General features: G+C 59.6%; 13 protein-coding genes. 6 read left to right on the plus strand and 7 right to left on the minus strand.

Annotated features, from left to right (window positions below; genetic code table 11):
* Positions 1 to 130: 130 nt before the first annotated feature.
* Complete coding sequence (gene fusA, locus B9A12_RS04000; RefSeq protein WP_084056532.1) at positions 131 to 2209, minus strand: elongation factor G; 2079 nt, start codon at positions 2207 to 2209, stop codon at positions 131 to 133.
* An 867-nt stretch (positions 2210 to 3076) separates the two neighbouring features.
* Here fusA and B9A12_RS04005 point away from each other — a divergent pair.
* From B9A12_RS04005 to B9A12_RS04025, 5 genes are read left to right on the plus strand one after another with little or no spacing between them, the layout of a single operon-like run.
* Complete coding sequence (locus B9A12_RS04005) at positions 3077 to 3637, plus strand: GNA1162 family protein (protein ID WP_139796482.1); 561 nt, start codon at positions 3077 to 3079, stop codon at positions 3635 to 3637.
* Positions 3638 to 3677: 40 nt separating this feature from the next.
* Complete coding sequence (locus tag B9A12_RS04010; RefSeq protein ID WP_084056536.1) at positions 3678 to 4616, plus strand: glycoside hydrolase family 191 protein; 939 nt, start codon at positions 3678 to 3680, stop codon at positions 4614 to 4616.
* Positions 4567 to 6669 (plus strand): polysaccharide deacetylase family protein, encoded by a 2103-nt coding sequence (locus B9A12_RS04015; RefSeq protein WP_139796483.1) that lies wholly within the window; start codon positions 4567 to 4569, stop codon positions 6667 to 6669. The genes B9A12_RS04010 and B9A12_RS04015 overlap by 50 nt, the downstream gene beginning before the upstream one ends.
* Positions 6660 to 9278 carry a tetratricopeptide repeat protein gene (locus B9A12_RS04020; protein ID WP_084056540.1) on the plus strand — a complete coding sequence of 873 codons (2619 nt, stop codon included), beginning with the start codon at positions 6660 to 6662 and terminating at the stop codon, positions 9276 to 9278. Before B9A12_RS04015 ends, B9A12_RS04020 begins: the two co-directional genes overlap by 10 nt.
* Positions 9275 to 10771, plus strand: coding sequence for a tetratricopeptide repeat protein (locus B9A12_RS04025; protein WP_084056542.1), 1497 nt, complete (start codon positions 9275 to 9277; stop codon positions 10769 to 10771). Before B9A12_RS04020 ends, B9A12_RS04025 begins: the two co-directional genes overlap by 4 nt.
* Before the next feature lie 35 nt (positions 10772 to 10806).
* Here B9A12_RS04025 and pelG read toward each other — a convergent pair whose 3' ends face one another.
* Genes pelG through B9A12_RS04045 form a run of 4 tightly spaced genes read right to left on the minus strand, consistent with a single transcriptional unit; the run spans position 10807 to position 15811 of the window.
* Positions 10807 to 12189, minus strand: coding sequence for an exopolysaccharide Pel transporter PelG (pelG, locus tag B9A12_RS04030; RefSeq protein ID WP_084056544.1), 1383 nt, complete (start codon positions 12187 to 12189; stop codon positions 10807 to 10809).
* Positions 12179 to 13645, minus strand: a complete 1467-nt coding sequence (gene pelF / locus B9A12_RS04035) for a GT4 family glycosyltransferase PelF (RefSeq protein WP_084056546.1) — start codon at positions 13643 to 13645, stop codon at positions 12179 to 12181. Before pelF ends, pelG begins: the two co-directional genes overlap by 11 nt.
* A complete protein-coding gene (locus B9A12_RS04040; RefSeq protein ID WP_084056548.1) occupies positions 13612 to 14616 on the minus strand; it encodes a hypothetical protein in 1005 nt (334 codons plus the stop codon). The genes pelF and B9A12_RS04040 overlap by 34 nt, the downstream gene beginning before the upstream one ends.
* 1 nt (position 14617) lies before the next feature.
* On the minus strand, positions 14618 to 15811 hold the full coding sequence (locus B9A12_RS04045) for a hypothetical protein (RefSeq protein WP_170920327.1): 1194 nt from the start codon (positions 15809 to 15811) through the stop codon (positions 14618 to 14620).
* Positions 15812 to 16363: 552 nt separating this feature from the next.
* On the opposite strand from B9A12_RS04045, the gene B9A12_RS04055 reads away from it, so the two are divergent.
* Positions 16364 to 17716, plus strand: a complete 1353-nt coding sequence (locus B9A12_RS04055; RefSeq protein WP_084056554.1) for a PP2C family protein-serine/threonine phosphatase — start codon at positions 16364 to 16366, stop codon at positions 17714 to 17716.
* Here B9A12_RS04055 and B9A12_RS04060 read toward each other — a convergent pair.
* The gene (locus tag B9A12_RS04060; protein WP_084056556.1) at positions 17701 to 18156 is read right to left on the minus strand and encodes an ATP-binding protein; all 456 of its coding nucleotides are present in this window, start codon (positions 18154 to 18156) and stop codon (positions 17701 to 17703) included. The genes B9A12_RS04055 and B9A12_RS04060 overlap by 16 nt on opposite strands.
* A complete protein-coding gene (locus tag B9A12_RS04065; protein ID WP_139796484.1) occupies positions 18156 to 18530 on the minus strand; it encodes an STAS domain-containing protein in 375 nt (124 codons plus the stop codon). Before B9A12_RS04065 ends, B9A12_RS04060 begins: the two co-directional genes overlap by 1 nt.
* Positions 18531 to 18584 lie beyond the last annotated feature (54 nt).

Below are 18584 nucleotides of genomic sequence, written 5' to 3' on the forward strand. Positions count from 1 at the left end.
CCCGGCTTTCCAACCAACCGATCCGGGGTTTCAAGCACATTCCAGCACAATGTGGTGTCAAAAGACAAGAGCGGACCCCCGGTGGGGGATCCGCTCTCTCCTCATCGTTTCCTTCCGTGAAGCGACGGATCTATTCTTTTTCCGCCTTGGCCTCCTCGATGATCTTTTCCTGGATCTGGGCCGGGACTTCTTCGTAGTGGGAGAACTTCATGGTGAACATGCCCCGGCCGGCGGTCATGGAGCGAAGATCCGGCGCGTACTTGAGCACCTCAGCCAAAGGCACCTGGGCCCGCACGATCTGCTTGCTGCCTTCGCTGTCCATCCCCAGGACCTTGCCCCGGCGGGAGTTGAGGTCGCCGATCACATCGCCCATGCAATCGTCGGGAATGATGACCTCCAGCTCCATGATGGGCTCCAGCAAGGTGGGCTTGGCCTCCACCACCGCCTTCTTGAAGGCCATGGAACCGGCGATCTTGAAGGCCATTTCCGACGAGTCCACGGTATGGAAGGAGCCGTCCACCAGCTCCACCTTGAAGTCGATCACCGGATAGCCCGCCACCACACCTTCCCGTGCGGCCTCCACGATGCCTTTTTCCACAGCGGGAATGTACTGGCGGGGAATGACGCCGCCCACGATCTTATCCACGAACTCAAAGCCGGCACCACGCGGCAGCGGTTCCATTTCGATCCAGCAGTCTCCGTACTGGCCGCGGCCACCCGTCTGCTTCTTGTATTTGCCCTGCACCCGAGCCTTGCCCTTGATGGTCTCCTTGTAGGGAACCTTGGGCAGCTTGAGGTTGACTTCCACACCGAACTTCCTTTTGAGCTTTTCGATGGTGGCCTCGATGTGGATTTCCCCCATGCCGGAAAGGATCATCTCCTTGGTCTCATCGTTTCTTTCCAGCTTGAGCGCCAGGTCTTCTTCCATCAGTCGGGCAAGGGAGGAGAAGATCTTTTCTTCGTCGCCACGGCTCTTGGGCTCGATGGCCAGCGAGTAGACGGCCATGGGCAATTCCGGGAAGGGGAAACGCACGGGGTTCTTCTCATCGCAAAGCGAGTCGCCCGTGGTGGTCTCCTTGAGCTTGGCCACGGCCACAATATCGCCGGGGCCGGCTTCCTTCAGGCCCTCCTGGCTTTTGCCCTTGATCCTCAACAGCTGCCCGTAGCGCTCTTTGGTCGTCTTGACGCTGTTGTACACGGTGGCATCCGCTTGCATGGTGCCCGAAAAGATGCGGATGACGGACAGGCGTCCCGCGTAGGGATCGCTGATGGTCTTGATGACCAAGGCACTGAAGGGTGCCTCCGGATCCGGAGCGCGCTCCACCTCCGACCCATCGGCCGGCAATTCGCCCTTCTTGGGCCCGCGATCCAGCGGGCTGGGGAAATGATCGACGATGATGTCCAGCAGTTGGGCCACGCCGATGTTGGCCGTTGCCGACCCGCACGCAATGGGCACCACCGTTCCGTTGATCACGGCGTTTCGCAGGCCCGCGCGGATCTCTTCCGGCGTCAGCTCCTCACCCTCCAGGTACTTTTCCAGGAGTTCGTCGGTGGATTCGGCCACGTTTTCAATGAGGGTCTCCCGGTATTGGGCCGCCAGATCCGCTGCGTCGGCAGGCGCATCCTGAACCTCGAACTTGCCGCTTTCGCCCTGCGAGTAGATATAGGCCTTCCCCGTGAGCACATCCACCACGCCCTTGAAGTCTTCCGCGGCGCCCACCGGCACCAACAAAGGCACGCATCTGGATCCGAACTGCTGGCGGATGTTTTCCACCGTCTTGACAAAATCCGCACGCTCGCGGTCCATCTTGGTGATGAACACCAGTCGCGGTAAGCCCAGTTCGTCGGCAAATTCGCAGACCTTCTCCGTCTGCACCTTCACGCCATCGATGGCATCCACCACCACCACGACCGCATCAGCGCCTTGAAGTGAACTCTTGGTCTCGGCAACAAAATTGAAATCACCCGGTGTGTCGATGATGGTGCAGGAATGCTTCTTCCAGGGCAGGGTGTTGAAGGCCGTGCTGATGGTGAGCTTACGTTTGACCTCCTCGGGCTCGAAGTCCATCACGGACGTACTGTCATCCACCTTGCCAAGACGCGTGGTGACACCGGCGGTAAAGAGCATGGCTTCGGCCAAGGAGGTCTTGCCTGCACCCCCATGGGAAATGATGGCGAACGTACGGACCTTCCCAACAGCGTCTTTCATGTCTCTCCCTTTCTCTCTTTTCCCTTGATCTCAGCGTACGCGTTTATGGGAGGACGCCCGTAAAGTTGCGTGCCGCATTGCACCCCGGGCGTCGGAGTTTACGAGGAAAAGCACAAGTGAGGTTCTTAGATGAAGGGGAGCAAGGAAGTCAAGAAAATTCCATGAATTGGCGTAGCTGCCACTCTGGGCCCACGGTGTCTTTCCAGCCAAGGCGCCTCTTTCCTTTCCTTCGTAGCCGCAGGGCTTTCGCTCCGCACCAAAGGGGTATCGTCACCCCGTGAAGTGGTAGGCAGTACCCGATGTCCTACGCGAAGTCCGTGGGCTTTTCGAAAGTCCCGAAGGACGGTGCAAGGTGAAATGGGTTCATCTCCGGCGTTCTCGACCAACCTCCCCGGGTCCAGGCCGTTTCCCCTCCCATGGTTTCTTCTAGCCGGCACCCTTGTAGAGGCCCGCGCGACCCGTTTGACCTTGATACCCCTGTTCCGCTAAAAGTTTGAGGGCATGGGCGGGATGAACTGGAGCTTTCTGAACGATCCGCTCCAGGAAAAACGGGCGTTTTTAGTCATTAGTCAGCCGTGGATACGGCAGGCCTTTTGTGAGGCGATGACCGAAAGGGTACCGTTCCAGCAGCACGCACGCCTACCGCACACAGACGCCCTGACGATCACCACCGCTTCTTCGCCCCTTCCTGGGATGCGGGGCCCAGGGCGCTGATACGGGAATCAACAGGACGGGTCTTTGACGCTGGACACCGCGGCCCCCTGGAGCTGAGAAATGGTCCCGTGGTTTTTTCGACCGATTCAAGGCGTTCTTTGGCTTTGCCGATTGGATATACCGATTGCCACCCATAGACAGGAGGGACCCACCATGAGAAGATCCACCATCTTCTGGACCTTTGCCTTCTTGTTGCTTGCATCAAGCGGCTGCTCGTACCAACGCACTTACGTGCAGCAGGACCTTATCCATGCCCGGACCCGATCTGTGGCGGTGCTTCCCTTGGTGAATCTCACCGCCTATCCCTATGCCGGCCGGATCGTTTCCGAGATTCTGTCCACCGAACTGTACCATGTTGCCCACTTCGCACTCATGGACCGATCGCACATGATGGAAGCCCTGCAGGGCGAGGATCAAGACGTGGGAGAGGTGGTGGATCGCAAGTCGGCCCAATCCCTGGGTCGTCTTCTCGGAGTGGATACCGTCGTCTATGGTTCCGTGACCGAATACCGTTACAAGCGGGGACTGGACGAAGATCCGGTGGTGGGCATCAACGTTCGCCTGTTGGACGTGGCCACAGGTCGTGTCCTGTGGGCCGACAGCCGCACCCGCACGGGCGGATGCTTCTGGCTGTGTGAAGACTCCCTCAATCGCGTGGCACAGCAGTTGTGTCACGAGATGGTCCAGGATATGGCCGGCGGTTCCCTCCGCTGAGAAGTCCTCCAGATCCGGCCTACCGGCCGGAGTGCACCCCATGACAGATACGGGGATGATCCAACGAGTCTTTGCCGGATGGGCGGTGGGGGGTCCCAACGGCCCCACCCGGCGCCTTTGGATGGGAACCAAGGGAGTTCTCGTGATGGCTATGGTCTGTCTTTCGGCTTTGAGCGGCTGCACGCTCCACAAAACACCCCTTCCCTCCACGTGGCTGTGCTACTACGGATCTCAATGGGGCCCTGATGTGTACGGACAATTCGACCTGGTCGTTCTGGACGGTATCCATCCGCCGCCGCTCCCGGACAAAAAGACAAAGGCAGGGACCCCCATCCTGCTGGGCTACGTGAGCCTGGGGGAAATCGGCGACTACTCCCCCTGGTGGCAAGAGGCCAAACAGTGCGCGTGTATCGTTGGCTACAATGACCAGTGGCAATCGCATGTGGTGGACGTTCGCAACCCTTGCTGGCAGGATCTCTTCCTCCACAAAATGGTCCCTGCCGTCCTGTCCAAGGGATTTGACGGCCTCTTTGTGGATACCATCGACTCCAGCCTGGCCCTCCTGCAGGGGGACGACCCGGAGCGATTCCAAGGCACTGACCGCGCTGTGTTGCAGATCATGGCCCGTTTACGCCAAGAACATCCCCGCGCTTTCATTGCCGTCAACCGGGGGCTGCCCCTGCTTGCCCGCATGGCCTCCATGATCGACGGCGTGGTTGCGGAAGACCTATACAGCTACTATGCCGGGCCCGAAAAAGGTTACACGCGCGTCCCCCGGGAATGGCAGAACCAGATGTTGCGTTGGATTGCCGAAGCCCGGCGGGTCAACCCCGGCCTTCTGGTTTTGACGCTGGACTATGCCGATGAAGATCAGCCGGAGCTCATCCAGGAAGCCATTCGCTTTTCCAAGAAGAGAGGTTTTATCCCCTATGTGGGCCCCATCCTACTGGACAAGATCTATTTCCATACTCTTCGTTAGCGCGTGGATCCTCCTTTCCGCACCGCAAACGGGTCTGGCCGAAGGCACGCCGCTGGCCCGGCGCGTCCTGGTGATTTACGGCGAAGGGCAATCGGAACGCGACAATCCCGTTTTCTCCCACGCCGGAGGGGTCCTCCACCACCTGGGACTGCTGATGGACTACTGGGATGTGAACCGACGCCCTCTGCCCGATGACACCATGATGGAAAACGTGCGCGCCGTCATCGTGACTCTGCGACACCCCGTGGAATCGAACCGAACCTCCTACCTCCAATGGCTCCAGCATCAACTGGACTCGGGCCGCAAGCTCGTGGTTCTGGGACTGCTGGGCGTGGATCCCCAAAGGGGAGAATCCACGGAAAGAAAGCTCGTGGCGGACATCTGGAAAAGACTGGGTGTCCACTACTCCGGCCTGGACATCACCCCCGCGTGGAAGCGCCGTTATGTCTTCAAGAATACCCAGATGGTGGAATGGGAACGCCGTTATCCACCCTTTCCGCCTCCCGTTTACCGGGCGGAAAAGGTGGATGCAGCCCTGACAGCGCACCTGGTCGTCTCGGTCCAGGGAAGCGACGAAGACCCCGCGGTGCTCGTGGGCACCCACCCCAACGGTGGCTTTGCCTTTCCAGGAACCTTTATCTGGACGGATCCGGAAACCTTTGACACGCAGTGGTATGTGGATCCCTTTCTCTTCTTTTCCAAGGCCCTGGATCTGGAGACATTACCGACCCCCGACCCCACCACACTCAACGGGCTGCGCGTGGCCTTTTCGCACATCGACGGAGACGGTTTCGGGGGATATACGGAAATCAAGGGCTACGAGAACTGCGCGGAAGTCATTCGGGACGAAATCCTCAAAGCATTCGACTTCCCGGTAACCGCTTCGGTCATCACCGCCGAAGTGGATCCCCAGACCTTGGGCCGTCCCGCCCTCAAGGCCCTTGCCAGGGAGATCTTCCGTCTGCCCAACGTGGAGCCGGCATCCCACAGCTTTTCCCATCCCTTCTATTGGGACCCCAAGGACGTGGGAAAAAGCCGATATCACCGGCTGCACGGGCTGCAGGTCCCTGGGTATCACTTCGACCCGGAACAGGAAATCGTGGGCTCTGCCGCATACATCTCCCGGGAATTGGCCCCGGAGGGAAAGCCCTGCCGTCTTTTTTTGTGGACCGGCAACTGTCGGCCCCGGCCCGAGGACATGGCGCTCTGCGACAAAGCGGGTCTGCTGAACATGAACGGAGGAGACACCCTTTGGGACGCAGCTCACCCGTCGGTCAGTTACGTGTCGCCCTTTTTCTGGAGGTTGGGGGACCACCTTCAGGTTCTCACCGGCCAGGCCAACGAAAACATCCTCACCAACCTTTGGAGCGGCCCTTACTTCGGGTATCGCAATGTTATAGAAACCATGAAAAGAACCGAAAAGCCGCGCCGTCTCAAGCCCATCGATATCTACTACCACTATTACAGCGCCCAATACGAAGCCTCCTTACAAGCCCTCAAAGAAGTGTACCAATGGGTCTTGGCACAGGAAATCGCCCCCGTCTTCACATCCCAATACATTCGGATGGTTCAAGGGTTCGCCACAGCGCGCATTTTTCAGGCGGCCCCGGATACCTTCGAAGTGGAAAATTACGGACACTGCCTCACGGTCCGTTTCGATCGTTCAGATCGAGTCCCGGATTTGGACCGCAGCCAAAACGTGGTGGGCTATCTTCGCATGGACCATTGCCTCTATGTTTCGCTCCAACCCGGCGGCTCCAAGGCGCGTATCGTCTTGGCTCCCGCCGAGTCCCCTCCGCCGCGTCAGCCCCACGTGCGAAAAGCCACCGGGTGGGTCACTCTGTTGAAAAGAGATCCCCAATCCCTGGAGGCAGCCTATCGGGGTTTCGGCCGCCGCGGGTGGATCGAGTGGGCGGGTGTTCGACCAGGCGCTGAAGTCAAGGCCGAGGGATCCGCCCTCCCCAGTGGTCCCATGCGGGCCAGCGCAGATGAATCGGGATATCTGCGACTTTCCCCCTTGCAGACAGGGAGCCTGAAGCTTTCATGGCGTTAGAACGCACGGCATTGGACAAGGACGCCCTTCCATCCGGCTATACCCGAACGGCCTTTAGCGCCAGGTTCTGGGCCTTGTCCGCCCTTTTGGTCCTGCTGGCCATGACTGCGGTTTTTCTTTTTCCCAGCCGAACCAGTCTGGTGCTCTTTTTTGTGGAAAAGGGCCAGTGGCGTTCCGCCCAGAAGATCCTGGGCTATTTGCTTGAGGCGCAACCGCACAATGGCGAAAACTTGCTCCTGGCCGCCGACCTGGAAGTGAAGTTGGGGCGTCCTGATCTAGCCATCCAACACCTCCAGAAGGCCTTGGGGCAGGGAGCTCCCCCCACGACCACCCTCTCCCGGCTGATAACCCTCTACGAATGGACCCAGCAGCCGCAGAAAGCCATGGAGACCCTGGAACAGCTGCATCTTCTTTCCCCGGAAGATCCTAAAGTCCTGCGCCGACTTCTCGCCTACTACAGGCGCTACGGACTGTGGGAACAAGAAACACGGGCGCTGGTCCAACTGGTCCGTTTGGAAAGGAAAATACCTCCCCCAAAAATGTATGGCTGGATTGAGGGAGAAGCCGTACGGCAAAAGCTCATGAAAGACCCCTGGGTCGGGCATTTGCGCCAAACCCTGTGGGAAATCACCCAGGCCATGGAAACGCACCCCGAAGACGTCCGATTCCAGTTCCTGCTCCGCACCTTGTACTATCTGCGCACAAATTACGAATCCAATCTTGAAGCCAGGGGAGCGGACTACCAGGTGGATCCCACCGCCCTGGTGGATTCGGCTGCCGAGGCTTTCCTGGAAGCGGGGCTGGTGGACCAGGCGATGGATTTTTTCACCGAGTGGGACCACATCCGCCAAGGGGGGGCGGCGGCCCGCTTGCGTTTTGCCCACATTCTGGCCTGGTCCGGCCTTGCCGACGAGGCCCGGCAGGTTCTAAGCACGCTCGTCCATGCTCCCCAATTGAATCCAGAAGAGTTTCTTGCCATCGCATCTTTGGCACGCCAATTGCCAGACCCCGAACTGGCCATCCTGAGTCTTCAAAAGGCACGCGAACGTTTTCCCGATGACACGCAGATCGCTCTCGCCCAGGCTCGTTTGCTCATGGATGAGGGGCGGCCGGTGGAGGCTTGGAAACGCTTTAAGTCCGTGATTGCCAAAGAACCGAAAAATCTCCAGGCGATCGAAGGATTGCTTACAGCGGCCCAGGACTCCGGAGACCAGACCCTGCTGGCCGAAAGCCTTCCCTTTGCCGACCAACTCAGGCCCGAGGACCCCCAATGGATCCGCCTGTCGGCCCAGGTATCCTTGCGAGCAGGAGATCCCAACACAGCTTGCAAAAAGCTTCGCTCCCTTTTCGCCGCCGGTCTTGGAACGGAAGACGATTTCTGGCTCCTGGTCCAGGCCGCCAGGGCAAGCGGTCGAAGGGAGGAGCTGTTGCAAGCGGCTCAAGTGGCGGAAAAGCTGGGCGAGAAAGACCCGCAGATGCTTCGAGACGCGGCCTTTCTTTTCATGGAAGCCAATGCCTTTGAAAGCGCTTACGACCTCTTTTCGCGCCTTCTGGAATCGGCTCCCAACGATACCGACCTGCTCACCAACCTGGTCTTTGCCGCCCGGCAATCCGGCAAGCCCCAGCTCAAAGAAGATGCCGTGCTGCGCATCCTCCAGATGGCCTCTGCAGGCCGGCTGTCGATCGAAACAACGGAGGAAGCTCTGTCCCAGTTGGGTGCCGGAAAGAAAGCCATACATCTCTATGAAGAGCTTGCAGCACGCCGGCCAGATCCCTTGGTCATTCAGTCGCTCGTCCGCCTATACCGCTGGAACGGACAACCGGGCAAGGCGGCGGATCTGCTTGCCAGGATTTCCGATAAAAGACCAGCCGATCCGCAGGCGGCCATGGAAGCGGGCAAGGCGTACGTTCAGGCGGATCGGGTAGATCGCGCCGTGGTCTATTTGGAAAGGGCTCTCCGGGGGCGCCCCGGCGATGTGCGGCTGCGTCGTTCTCTGGCCACCTACTATGGATGGCTGGGGCGAATGAAGGACCGGATGCGCCACCTTGAGGTCCTCCACAAACTCGGGGCCCTTCCCAAAGAAGACTACCCGGACCTGGCCTTTCACTACTTGGACAGGGGAGCCGCGCAAAGGGCCCGCGATCTCCTCCTCGAACTGTCCTCCATGCGCGCACTGACGGTGAACGAATCCCTGGCTCTGGCTTCCGCCCACGAACTGGCTGGAAGCCCGGACTTGGCCCTCAACATCTACCGCTCTCTTGCCGCCCAACACCCCCACGACCCGGATCTCCTGGCAACCCTTGGCAATCACGCCCTCTGGTTGGATCAGATGGAAGTGGCGTTGGACTTTTATGAGCGTGCCTTGAGGCAGGACCCCAACAACCTGGTGGCCCTCAAGGGCAGCGCCCAGATTTATGCCTGGAACAACGACCCCCAGCGCGCCATAGCCCGTTTTGAACACTACAATCGCCTCAACCCGTTGGACTTTGAAGTGCACTATCAACTGGGAGAGCTCTACCATGCAAACGGGCGCCAGGGAGCGGCTTTCCAGGAATACCGTAAGGCCGAGAGATTGATTCGGCGAGTGCGCCGCGGAGAAAGAAGATGAGAGGACGCCAACAGGTCGCACCGGCCCCACGCAGTGGAAGGGGAAAGCGCGCCCTTTCCATCCTACGATGTCAGGTTCTCCTGCTCTTGCTTGCCTGCCTTCTGGGAACCGGGACCATGCGGCCGGGCCTTACTTGGTCGGCCCAGCTCTACCGGGGAACGCCCAAGCAGCAGGATCAGATCCTGGCCCGAATCCTCAGCCGGGAGGGCCGTCTTGAGGAGGCCTTGCGCCTCTACCAGCACTTGAGGAAGGCCTACCCGGAAGATCAGGACATCTGGGCCGATTATGCCGAAACCCTCATCAACGCGCGACTTTATGATAGGGCCTGGAAGGAACTGATAGCCCTATTTGAAAAGAATCCCAGGAATCCCCGGACGGTGCGCCTCATGGCGCGCCTCCACCAGGAGCAGGAACGTTATGGCACAGCGGCCGCTTGGCTCGAGAAGCTTCTGCGCACCGGGCGGGGGGATCCAGGCCTGTGGGCCGACTATGCATGGATCCAGCAAGCGGCAGGCGACTGGGCCAATGCGTTGGACGCCTTTTGCCGCGTGTTGGAAATGGATCCCGAAAACGTCACCGCCTTGCAGGCCGTTCATGACATCCTCAGGGAGCACCGCCCGCGGCTGGAAACGAAGTATCGAAGCTATTTCCAAGCGGAGGAAACCCGGACCGACACCTTTGCCTTGGAATACCGCAGGCACCTGGACCACAAAACCACATGGCGCATCCAAGCAATGGACACCTGGGTGGAACGCCCAGCGGGACCGGCGGGGCCGGCCATCGATGAAGACATCCGGCAAGTTCGGACCTGGATCGCCTATCGCTGGAACGCTGACATGGAACTCTGGGCGCAAGTGGGATACCATACGGGAGCGGACGACCGCCTGGAATGGGGAGCCGGCCTCCGTTTTTCGGGACCTTGGCGGACTCGCTCCACCCTTTTGCTGGAAGACGGCCTCCCGTGGACCGACCCCGCGGACGCGGCCCCGCGGGGCGGGTGGTCCCGCCGGATGCAGGCGGTGGTGGACTGGAACCCTGACACCCCCTGGTTCCTCTCCCTGACGGGAGAATACGAAGCCTTCCACCTCGACGACTCTCAAGCCTACGGAAATCAGAGGACTCTGACGGTTCTGGGAGGGCGCCGCCTCTGGGAGACACCCGACGTGACGGTCGGCTACAGCTTCACGCGGTCTCTCTTCGACTACGAAGAGGGCGTGGAAAGGGACATCGCCATGATCCCCTCGGAAGCCATCCATGCCCTCTTTGCCCGGGCGGAGTTTCGGCCCTGCCGCTATCTTCGTTTGAGCCTGGATGCCGCCGTGAGGCGTCACGCGATCCGGGCCCTCGATTCCTACATGCTCTTGCCCGCCCTGGAGCTCCGCCTTGGGAATCGCATCTCCGCCACGGCCTCCTACGAATACTCTTCAGAGTCTTCCACGGCTTCGGGGGGAATCACCCGAACATTGGAATTTCGCCTGCGGATCATATTTTGACGAAGCATTCAGGTCTTGCCGGGATCTGCTTGCTCTCATGAGCTCTCCGGCCGTTCCGATCGGCGCAGGGCACGCCGGAAGACTTGAAACTCCAAGGTTCCCACCCGCCACTCCGTGGCCACAAGGCACAACACGGCACAAAGGCTCGAAGCCGTGAGGAATCCCACCCCGTAGTAGGCCCAGCCCCAGCGGATGCTCACCCAGGTCACGGAAGCGTTGAGCAGGGCGAACCCACCGTTGATTGCCAACAGCAAGCCGTACTCGTCCAGGTACTGCAAAATCAAAAAGTACAAATGGTACACCGAGTAGGCCACCGTTCCCATCAGAAGGAAGTGAAAGACCACCGGGTTGGACCAAGGGACGACGAGCCCTTTGAACCAAAGTACCAGCAAAATGATGGTGGCCAGGCCCCCATAGAAGACGGTCAGATTGGTGGCGGAAGCATGCATCCCCAAATAAAGCCGGAATTTTTCCAGGGCCAGTTCCTTGAAAGGAAAGTTCCGATCCAGTTTGGTCACGAAGCTCTCGTAGGGGTTCAGGATGGTTTCATCCAGATCCCGGTAAATGAGCACGAAACCGAACATCATGGTGCTGAAAGCCACGAAAAAAGGATAGTCGTACGCCGGGCTGTAGCGAAAGAAGGGGTCCAGGGCAACGCTCGTCCGAGGCTCCCACCAAAAGACCACCTTGTCCAGCCAAAAGCCCGCGTAGAAAAGAAAAAGGGACAGGGCCACCCGGAGATTGCCTCGGATGGCCAGGAAGCTCCATTGGATTTGCACGCGATCCCGAAGATAGGTTTTGGTCAGGTAAGCGTAGCCGCCCGCCACGGGCACGGCCAGGCCCGCCGTAAGGAGCAACATGAGCAGGTGCGCTTCCGAAGGGCGCATGAGGAGAAAACCCACGGCCACCACCGCCAAACCTCCCGCGAAAAGGGCACTCATCATCCGGCCGCGAAGCAGGGCATAGAGAACCGTGTTGATCGTCCAAAGAAGGGCCATCTGTCCGGCCAACCCCACAAAACAGATCTTGAGATGTAAGGGAACGTGGGAAAAGGCAAAGACCGGCACTCCCGCTCCCAGCAACGTGGCAAAAAAAGCGGCCAACGAAGCGCCGTAAACGTTGGGGATAATCCGTTTGAAATCTCCTTGAAAGACCACGTCGGCCAGGTAGCGAGAGAGCAAGGTGTGAAAGGGAGCGGAAAGCACCAGGCTGATGGCCGTGGCATAGGTCACCATGATCAAGAAAAGAACGGGGGCCTGGCCCAGGGACCAGTAGAGAACCAGGCTGATGAGGCCCAAGACCAGGAAGGTGAAGAACCAGCCGCCCACGGCTTCGAAGGCCTTCGCCCATTCGTGGGCCAGAAACCGGGACAAGGTCCGCCGTTCTTTTTGGACAGGTCTCACATCGTCAGGCAACATCGCGCAACAGTTCTCCGTACAAAGAACGGTAGCGGTCCAGCACCAGAGCCTCGTTGTAGAAGGTTTCGATCCGGCGCACACCCGCAAGGGCCAACTGACGACTCAGCTCCGGATCGCTCAATACCTTGATGCACGCCGAAGCCAAAGCGTCCACATCCATGATCCGTCTCACGAAACCGGCCGGACCGAAATTGTCTTCCATGCCGTCGATCAATTCCCGGCACGCCCCCACATCCGTGGTCACCACCGGAACGCCGCTGGCCATGGCCTCCATGACCGCCAGGGGCATGGCTTCCTTGATACTGGTGAGCACCAGCAGGTCGAAGCGGCTATAATAGGAAAGTACGTCCCCCGGGCCCGTGAACTCCACCGCGTCTCCAAGATCGAGCATACGAGCCAGCTCCAGACACTCCCGGTAATAGTCCGGCTCCTCGTCATGGGGCCCCACCACATAGGCCTTGACCTGCCCCACCACCCGGCGGACCAGCGAGACCACCTGCAAAAAGGTCTTCACGTCCTTGACCGCCGTGACCCGCCCCACGAATCCCATGGTCCGCTCCCGGCCCACACATCGAGGGCGTCTCGCAGGTCGAAATCTTTCCACGTCGATGCCGTTGGGAACCACCAGGGCCTTACCCGCGGGAGCTCCGTAGCCCTCCTCCAGCTGTCTGTTGCCATGATAGAGGGTCACCAAGCGGTCGCACTGATGGTATTGCCACGTGCACAGAGCCTGGTAAGTCCGGATCCACATCTCCTTCTGGTACGCTTCGTCCAGCCATCCCGCCCGCAAAAGTTCCATCTCGCGTTCCTGCACGTAGATACCGTGCTCGGTGATCATGGACCGGGCCCCGTGGAGTTGAGCCGCCAAACACGCCAGGAAGCCGGCGAATCCCGTGCTGGGGGCATGGTAGACCCGCGCCCGCGGAAGCTGTTTGACCAGCAACAGGGCCTTGTAGAGCACCAGATGGATGTTGCGGGCGGTGTAGTAGTAGTTGACAAATCCCACCCCCGGTCGCCGGGTGTCGTAGAGGCGGGTCAGGACTTCGAAGGCCCCCTCGTCGTCCAGGAAGTTTTTGAGGAGCCGCGCCCCGTCGGTTTCCACGATCCTGCGGATCAAGGCCAGGGATTGTGGCGAGAGACTGCCCGTTTTCCATTCGTCCATGATCCGAAGAAGGGCTTCTTGCAAGGCACGCCACTGCCTCCTGGACAAGCGAAGCCGTTGGGCTTCCTCCAGCTCCGCAAAATCCAGTAGCACCGCGTCACGATAGTCAATGACGTTTTCCGGCAGCTCATAGCGGCGCTCCCCTGCCTCCTTCTTTTCCGCCACCAGGGCGGTCACGGCGAACCGATAGTCCCGCAGGTTCGTCATGAGCCAGTGGAGCCAGGACGAGACCCCCCCCGTCACATACGGGTAGCAACCTTCTACAACCACGCAGATGTCCGCACGCGCTCCCATGCTCGCGCCGCCTTCTTGATTCGTTCCGAAATGAAGACCCCACTGCCCTGCTCGATGAGAAAAGTCAGGTTCTCAAAGGTTTGCCAATCCCTTTTCTTGAGAGCCAGTTCCAGTTCAAAACTGATCCAGTGCGGCAGGAAGTAGCGGCCCCGCTCCCGGGTTTGGTGATAGATGGCTTCGGCCTCCTCCACCCGATTCAGTCGAAGCAGGTATTTGACGGCGTGCAGAGCGTTTTCCTCGGTCTCTTCCTCCCGGTAGGCCCGCAAGGCCCAGTCACAAGCCTTGGCCAGGTATTCCTGCCGCATCGCCGGATCGCACAGGTCCAGATAGCAGATTTCATGGTAGAGCCTGGCCACCCGCAAGGCGTCGGGCGCCTCCTTCGCCTCTTCGGCGGCCAGCTCCCGCAAAATACCGTCCAAGCGCTGGGTGAGGGCGTCGATCGCCATCAACACCACGTTCTGGTGGGGGCTCAGCTTCACGACATATTTGAGCACATTGGCCTTCCGATCGGACCAGTCCATCTCTTCCAACACGGAAACCATGCGCATGGCCACCTCCCTCGAGGCGGTTCCGATGAGCAAGGCTTCGGCCACCGGAATGGCACGGACCTGGAAATACTGACGAATTTCCCCCAATACATTGGCATCCACCACATCGAAGGCTTCCTTGCGAACTGGATAGATGGGATAGGAACGCAAGAAGGTCCCCCAAATGAGCACGGTAACCGGTCCGACCACCGGAACGAGACCCACGGCGCCCAGGATCACAAGGAAGTGGCGATTGACCACCCGGTCGCGCAATCGCGCATCCGTGGACACCAGGGAGATGCACACGGCCAAGGCCAGGGCCATGCTGAGACCGTGAGCCGCCAAGAAACCCACGATTTGGTCCCAACGATACAGGCCTTCCCAGAGCAGGTACAGACCGGCAAGCTCGGACAGGGACCAGTAGAAAAGGAGTCGGTTGTGCATCTCAGGCCTTCAGTGCTTGGGGGCGGACGGGTCGGATTCCCAACGTGGGAAACCGGGCCGCGATGCGATCCACTACGCGTGTCACGTGGGGCTCGCTGACCATGGCCAGAAAGATGACCAGGTTCGTGTCGTCCATCAGATAGAGTCCATCGAAAAGCCGCAATTGCATCTCCAAAATCCGGCAGGTCTCTTCGTCCAGAGTCCCTTGGCACTGAAGCAGGGTGTAGGGAAGACCCAGCCGATCGTAGTGCCGGACCCTTTCTTTCAGCATCTTTCCGGCATGTTCAGGGGCGATGACCACCACCGACCGATACCGACTGTAAGGAATCAACTGATCCCGAGCCACCCGGTCCTCGATGAGGGAGCGGATCCACAGGGCGGCCACCTTGAGCAGGGTGATGATGTTTTCCGAAAAGTTGACGAAACGAATCTCTTCCACGAGCACCACGTAGACCAGACCCCCATCCCGGTTCACAATGGGGATGCCCATGACGAACTGGGGCCCCAGTTGCTTGGGCACGATGACCTGCTTTTCCCGCGCTGCCACGCGCAGGATTTCCGGCATGTCCTCGCTCTTCCACAACAGGGTCTCCGGCAATTGACTGGCACCGAACACCGCCACCCGGCGGTACTTGTTCTCACCGATGGGCTCGTAAACACATGATTTTTCCACGTGGCAATGGGAATAGAGGAGCTCCAACAGATCCCGAAACAGCGTCTCCCGGTCCTCCGAAAAGCGCAATCGGCGAAACCCGTGGTAGAGAAGCCGGGGAGACTCGGTTTCCACAAGAACCTTTTCGAAGATCTCCCGAAGGGCATGGTCCCTCTGGGCCAAGTCCAGATTGAGCCGCTCCAGACGTCGAGTCAGGATGTGGTTGTGGACCGCGGTGCTCGCGACCTTGTTTTCCCACTGGGTGCGGGAAACCGCCACCAGGGCCAGCGCCGCAAAGGCCCAACCCAGCTGGACAAAGTGCGCCGCCAGAAAAGCCCTCAACGGGAGGTTCAGCACCTCTTGTCCAAGCAAGGCGCCCCCCACCGCCGATGCCAGCAATCCCGGAACGCCGTAAAAAAGGGAAAACACAAGCGCCATGAAACCCAGCGCCATGGCACACATGGGACCTGGCAGCGCCTGGCGCTGATAGAGCGCGCCCAGAATCCCCATGGAGAGGAGGACCTCCACTCCGAGAAACGCCATCCGACGCCACTCCAGCCTGAGCGTCATGCCTTACCAACCCCTTATCGCGCCGGGTCCGTGCTGGCTCTGATCAATCATTGCCCACACCCTGCGCTGCGATTCCCTCCAGTTGATTCTTTCCCTGCCCGCCTTGATGTTTCCCCCTTCCAGCCCCCGCAGGAGGGCCGATTCGTCCCCTGCAATGGGCGGACGTGCCGGCGCGCCCATCAGAGCGTCCCATTTCCAACGAGAAGATAAAAACTTATGGTTGCAGGCAGTAAAGGAAAAGGGCCGGATCCTGTCAAGCATCTCTTCGCTTTCCGGTTCCTTCCAGATGGGACCTCGCCTCCTTTCATCCCAAAGCCGTGATGCGTGATGGACAATGAAGAAAGGGCAAGGCACGGCTGCCCGTTTTGGCGGTGGGCGCTCGGGGCCCATTACGGGTTTCAACTTTTCCTTTGTCGAGCTACCATGAAGGGGATTGGAGACTTCTCCTATGGGCAGCCGGGATGCCGCTAGACTGAATGGGCACCTTCGACAAGCCGGCATCCCCATGGAAAAAGGACATCAGCCGTGCACGCAAAAGAATATCCCCATGGCCCGAAGAGGGACGCATCCATCCTGGTGGTGGACGACAGCCGCGTAAACCGCGAGCTGCTGCGAAGCTTCTTGAGCTCGGCGGGCTACCACGTCATGATGGCTAGCAACGGGCGCGAGGCGGTTGAAATGGCCCTGGAGCATCGCCCCAGCCTCATCTTGATGGACGTGGTCATGCCGGAGATGGACGGGGTCGTGGCGTGCCGGCACATCAAGGCCCATCCCTCCCTTCGGACCATTCCGATTATCTTCGTTTCGGCCCAGAGCCACGCGGAAGACAAAGTCCGGGGCCTGGAGGCAGGAGGAGACGACTATCTGGAAAAGGGGGCCAGCAAAGCCGAGGTCCTGGCCCGAGTGCGCACGCACCTTCGGGTCAAGCGGCTTTTGGACGAATTGCAGGCGATGAACCGGCAGTTGCAAGAACGAAACCGCCAGTTGGAAATGGACCTGGAAGCAGCAGCCGGCATCCAAAAAGCCTTGATCCCTCAGCAGGCTCTCAAAAGCGAACGCATGCAAGCGGCCTGGGCTTTTTACCCGTGCTCCAAAGTAGGAGGAGACATCTTCAACATCTTTCGCTTGGACGAAAGGCACGCAGCGGCTTACATCTTGGACGTGAGCGGCCACGGCGTTCCGGCCGCCCTCATGGCCGTTTCCATCTCCCAAATGCTGCAGCCCATTACCGGCACCATCCTCAAAACGCCCCTGCCCACCGCCCCCTACTATCGGCTCACTCCCCCCGGCGAGCTCATGGAAAAACTGGACACGCAAGGCCCCGTTCCTCAGGACGCTGCCGGGGATCCCGCTCTGGCCTCCCCCCAAGAAGTCATCAAGATCCTGGACCAGGAATATCCCATCGAGCGGTTCGGAAAGCACTTTTCCATCGTCTATGTGCTGCTCGATACCCATTCAGGAAGCCTGCGCTATTGCAACGCTGGCCATCCCCATCCTTTTCTGCTTCGAGGGAAAACCATCGCGGCTCGTCTCGACCAGGGCGGCCCCATCATCGGTCTGGGGGGACTGATGCCGTTCGAGGAAGGACGCATGCGTCTTCTGCCAGGTGACCGCATCATCTTGTATACCGACGGTGTGATCGAACAGCCGAACCCGGAAGGGGATCCGTACGGGGAGGCGCGCCTCCGGCGAATCCTTGAAAGATCTGCCCAACTGAGCCCGCAAGGGCTCGTGGACGCACTGGTGGAGGACCTTCAAGCCTTTTCCAAAAGCGAAGCGCCCCGCGACGATGTGTCCATCGTGTGCCTGGAGTATGGCGGCGATGCCACGTCCCAGGGCACCTGGCACCTCTCCCGACGGGTTCACCAGGACTTGTAGCAGCGCACCACCGTGCCTTTGGGGGAACTTTGGAACTCCAAGCGATTTGCATACTGGGAAACCAAGGCCAAGCCATACCCTCCCTCTTCGAGGCATTCGCAGGAGCGCAGGGCCGTAGGCCATCGGAATCCGACCCCCTGATCTTCCACTTGGATCACCGCCGAGCGCTCATCCAACCAGATCTTAAGGGAAAGAGGCCCGATGGGTTGGCCGCCATAGGCGTGACGCACCGCATTGGAATACAATTCGGTAATGAGCAGGCGCAAAGAAAAGAGCACCTCTTTTCGGCCGGACAAGCCTGGGTGCGCCTCAAAGAGATGGTCCGCCTCGGCCAATGCCCGATCCATATATTCCAGGAGCGCCGGGGCGGACCATTTCAAGTCCGGCGCACGATTGGGTTCCGGGCCCAGTGGGTGGGGAGCGCAATTACAAGCACCCATCACGGCTGACCTTTCATCTCCTCAACGGCGCGGGAACGATCTTCATAGACAGGTATCACCCTGTCCAGCCTGGTGATGGAGAAGACACCCTGTATCTCCTGAGACAGACAACAGAGGGCAAGACGTCCCTCTTTGCTCTTGATGTGTTTGAACAAAGCCACCAGGCTTCCCAGACCCGAGCTGTCCACGAAGGACACATGAGCAAAGTCCAACACCAAAGCCCTGTGGTCTCCTTCAACCCACGATGCCGATCGTTCCTTGAAATGAGGGACGGTGGTGATGTCCAGTTTCCCATGCATTTCCACGACCAGCACACCCTGCTCTCTGCTTTCTTTCAGCTCCACCAGACTGTTCACCTCCCTAACTTCCAGCAATCATGGTATCCAGCCCCAAAGCCACGAAAGAAAAGACTTTCGCTTTGCATGCTT

Source organism: Desulfacinum hydrothermale DSM 13146 (genome assembly GCF_900176285.1).
In the GTDB taxonomy this organism is placed as follows: Bacteria; Desulfobacterota; Syntrophobacteria; order Syntrophobacterales; family DSM-9756; genus Desulfacinum; species Desulfacinum hydrothermale.

Bases quoted from the DNA above. Each gene is read 5' to 3' on its own strand.
- B9A12_RS04010 (WP_084056536.1), top strand. From the start codon at position 3,678: ATGACAGATACGGGGATGATCCAACGAGTCTTTGCCGGATGGGCGGTG.
- B9A12_RS04045 (WP_170920327.1), bottom strand. From the start codon at position 15,811: ATGGCGTTTCTCGGAGTGGAGGTCCTCCTCTCCATGGGGATTCTGGGC.
- B9A12_RS04025 (WP_084056542.1), top strand. From the start codon at position 9,275: ATGAGAGGACGCCAACAGGTCGCACCGGCCCCACGCAGTGGAAGGGGA.
- B9A12_RS04005 (WP_139796482.1), top strand. From the start codon at position 3,077: ATGAGAAGATCCACCATCTTCTGGACCTTTGCCTTCTTGTTGCTTGCA.
- B9A12_RS04015 (WP_139796483.1), top strand. From the start codon at position 4,567: ATGTGGGCCCCATCCTACTGGACAAGATCTATTTCCATACTCTTCGTT.
- B9A12_RS04040 (WP_084056548.1), bottom strand. From the start codon at position 14,616: ATGCACAACCGACTCCTTTTCTACTGGTCCCTGTCCGAGCTTGCCGGT.
- pelF (WP_084056546.1), bottom strand. From the start codon at position 13,645: ATGGGAGCGCGTGCGGACATCTGCGTGGTTGTAGAAGGTTGCTACCCG.
- pelG (WP_084056544.1), bottom strand. From the start codon at position 12,189: ATGTTGCCTGACGATGTGAGACCTGTCCAAAAAGAACGGCGGACCTTG.
- B9A12_RS04060 (WP_084056556.1), bottom strand. From the start codon at position 18,156: ATGGGTGCTTGTAATTGCGCTCCCCACCCACTGGGCCCGGAACCCAAT.
- B9A12_RS04020 (WP_084056540.1), top strand. From the start codon at position 6,660: ATGGCGTTAGAACGCACGGCATTGGACAAGGACGCCCTTCCATCCGGC.
- fusA (WP_084056532.1), bottom strand. From the start codon at position 2,209: ATGAAAGACGCTGTTGGGAAGGTCCGTACGTTCGCCATCATTTCCCAT.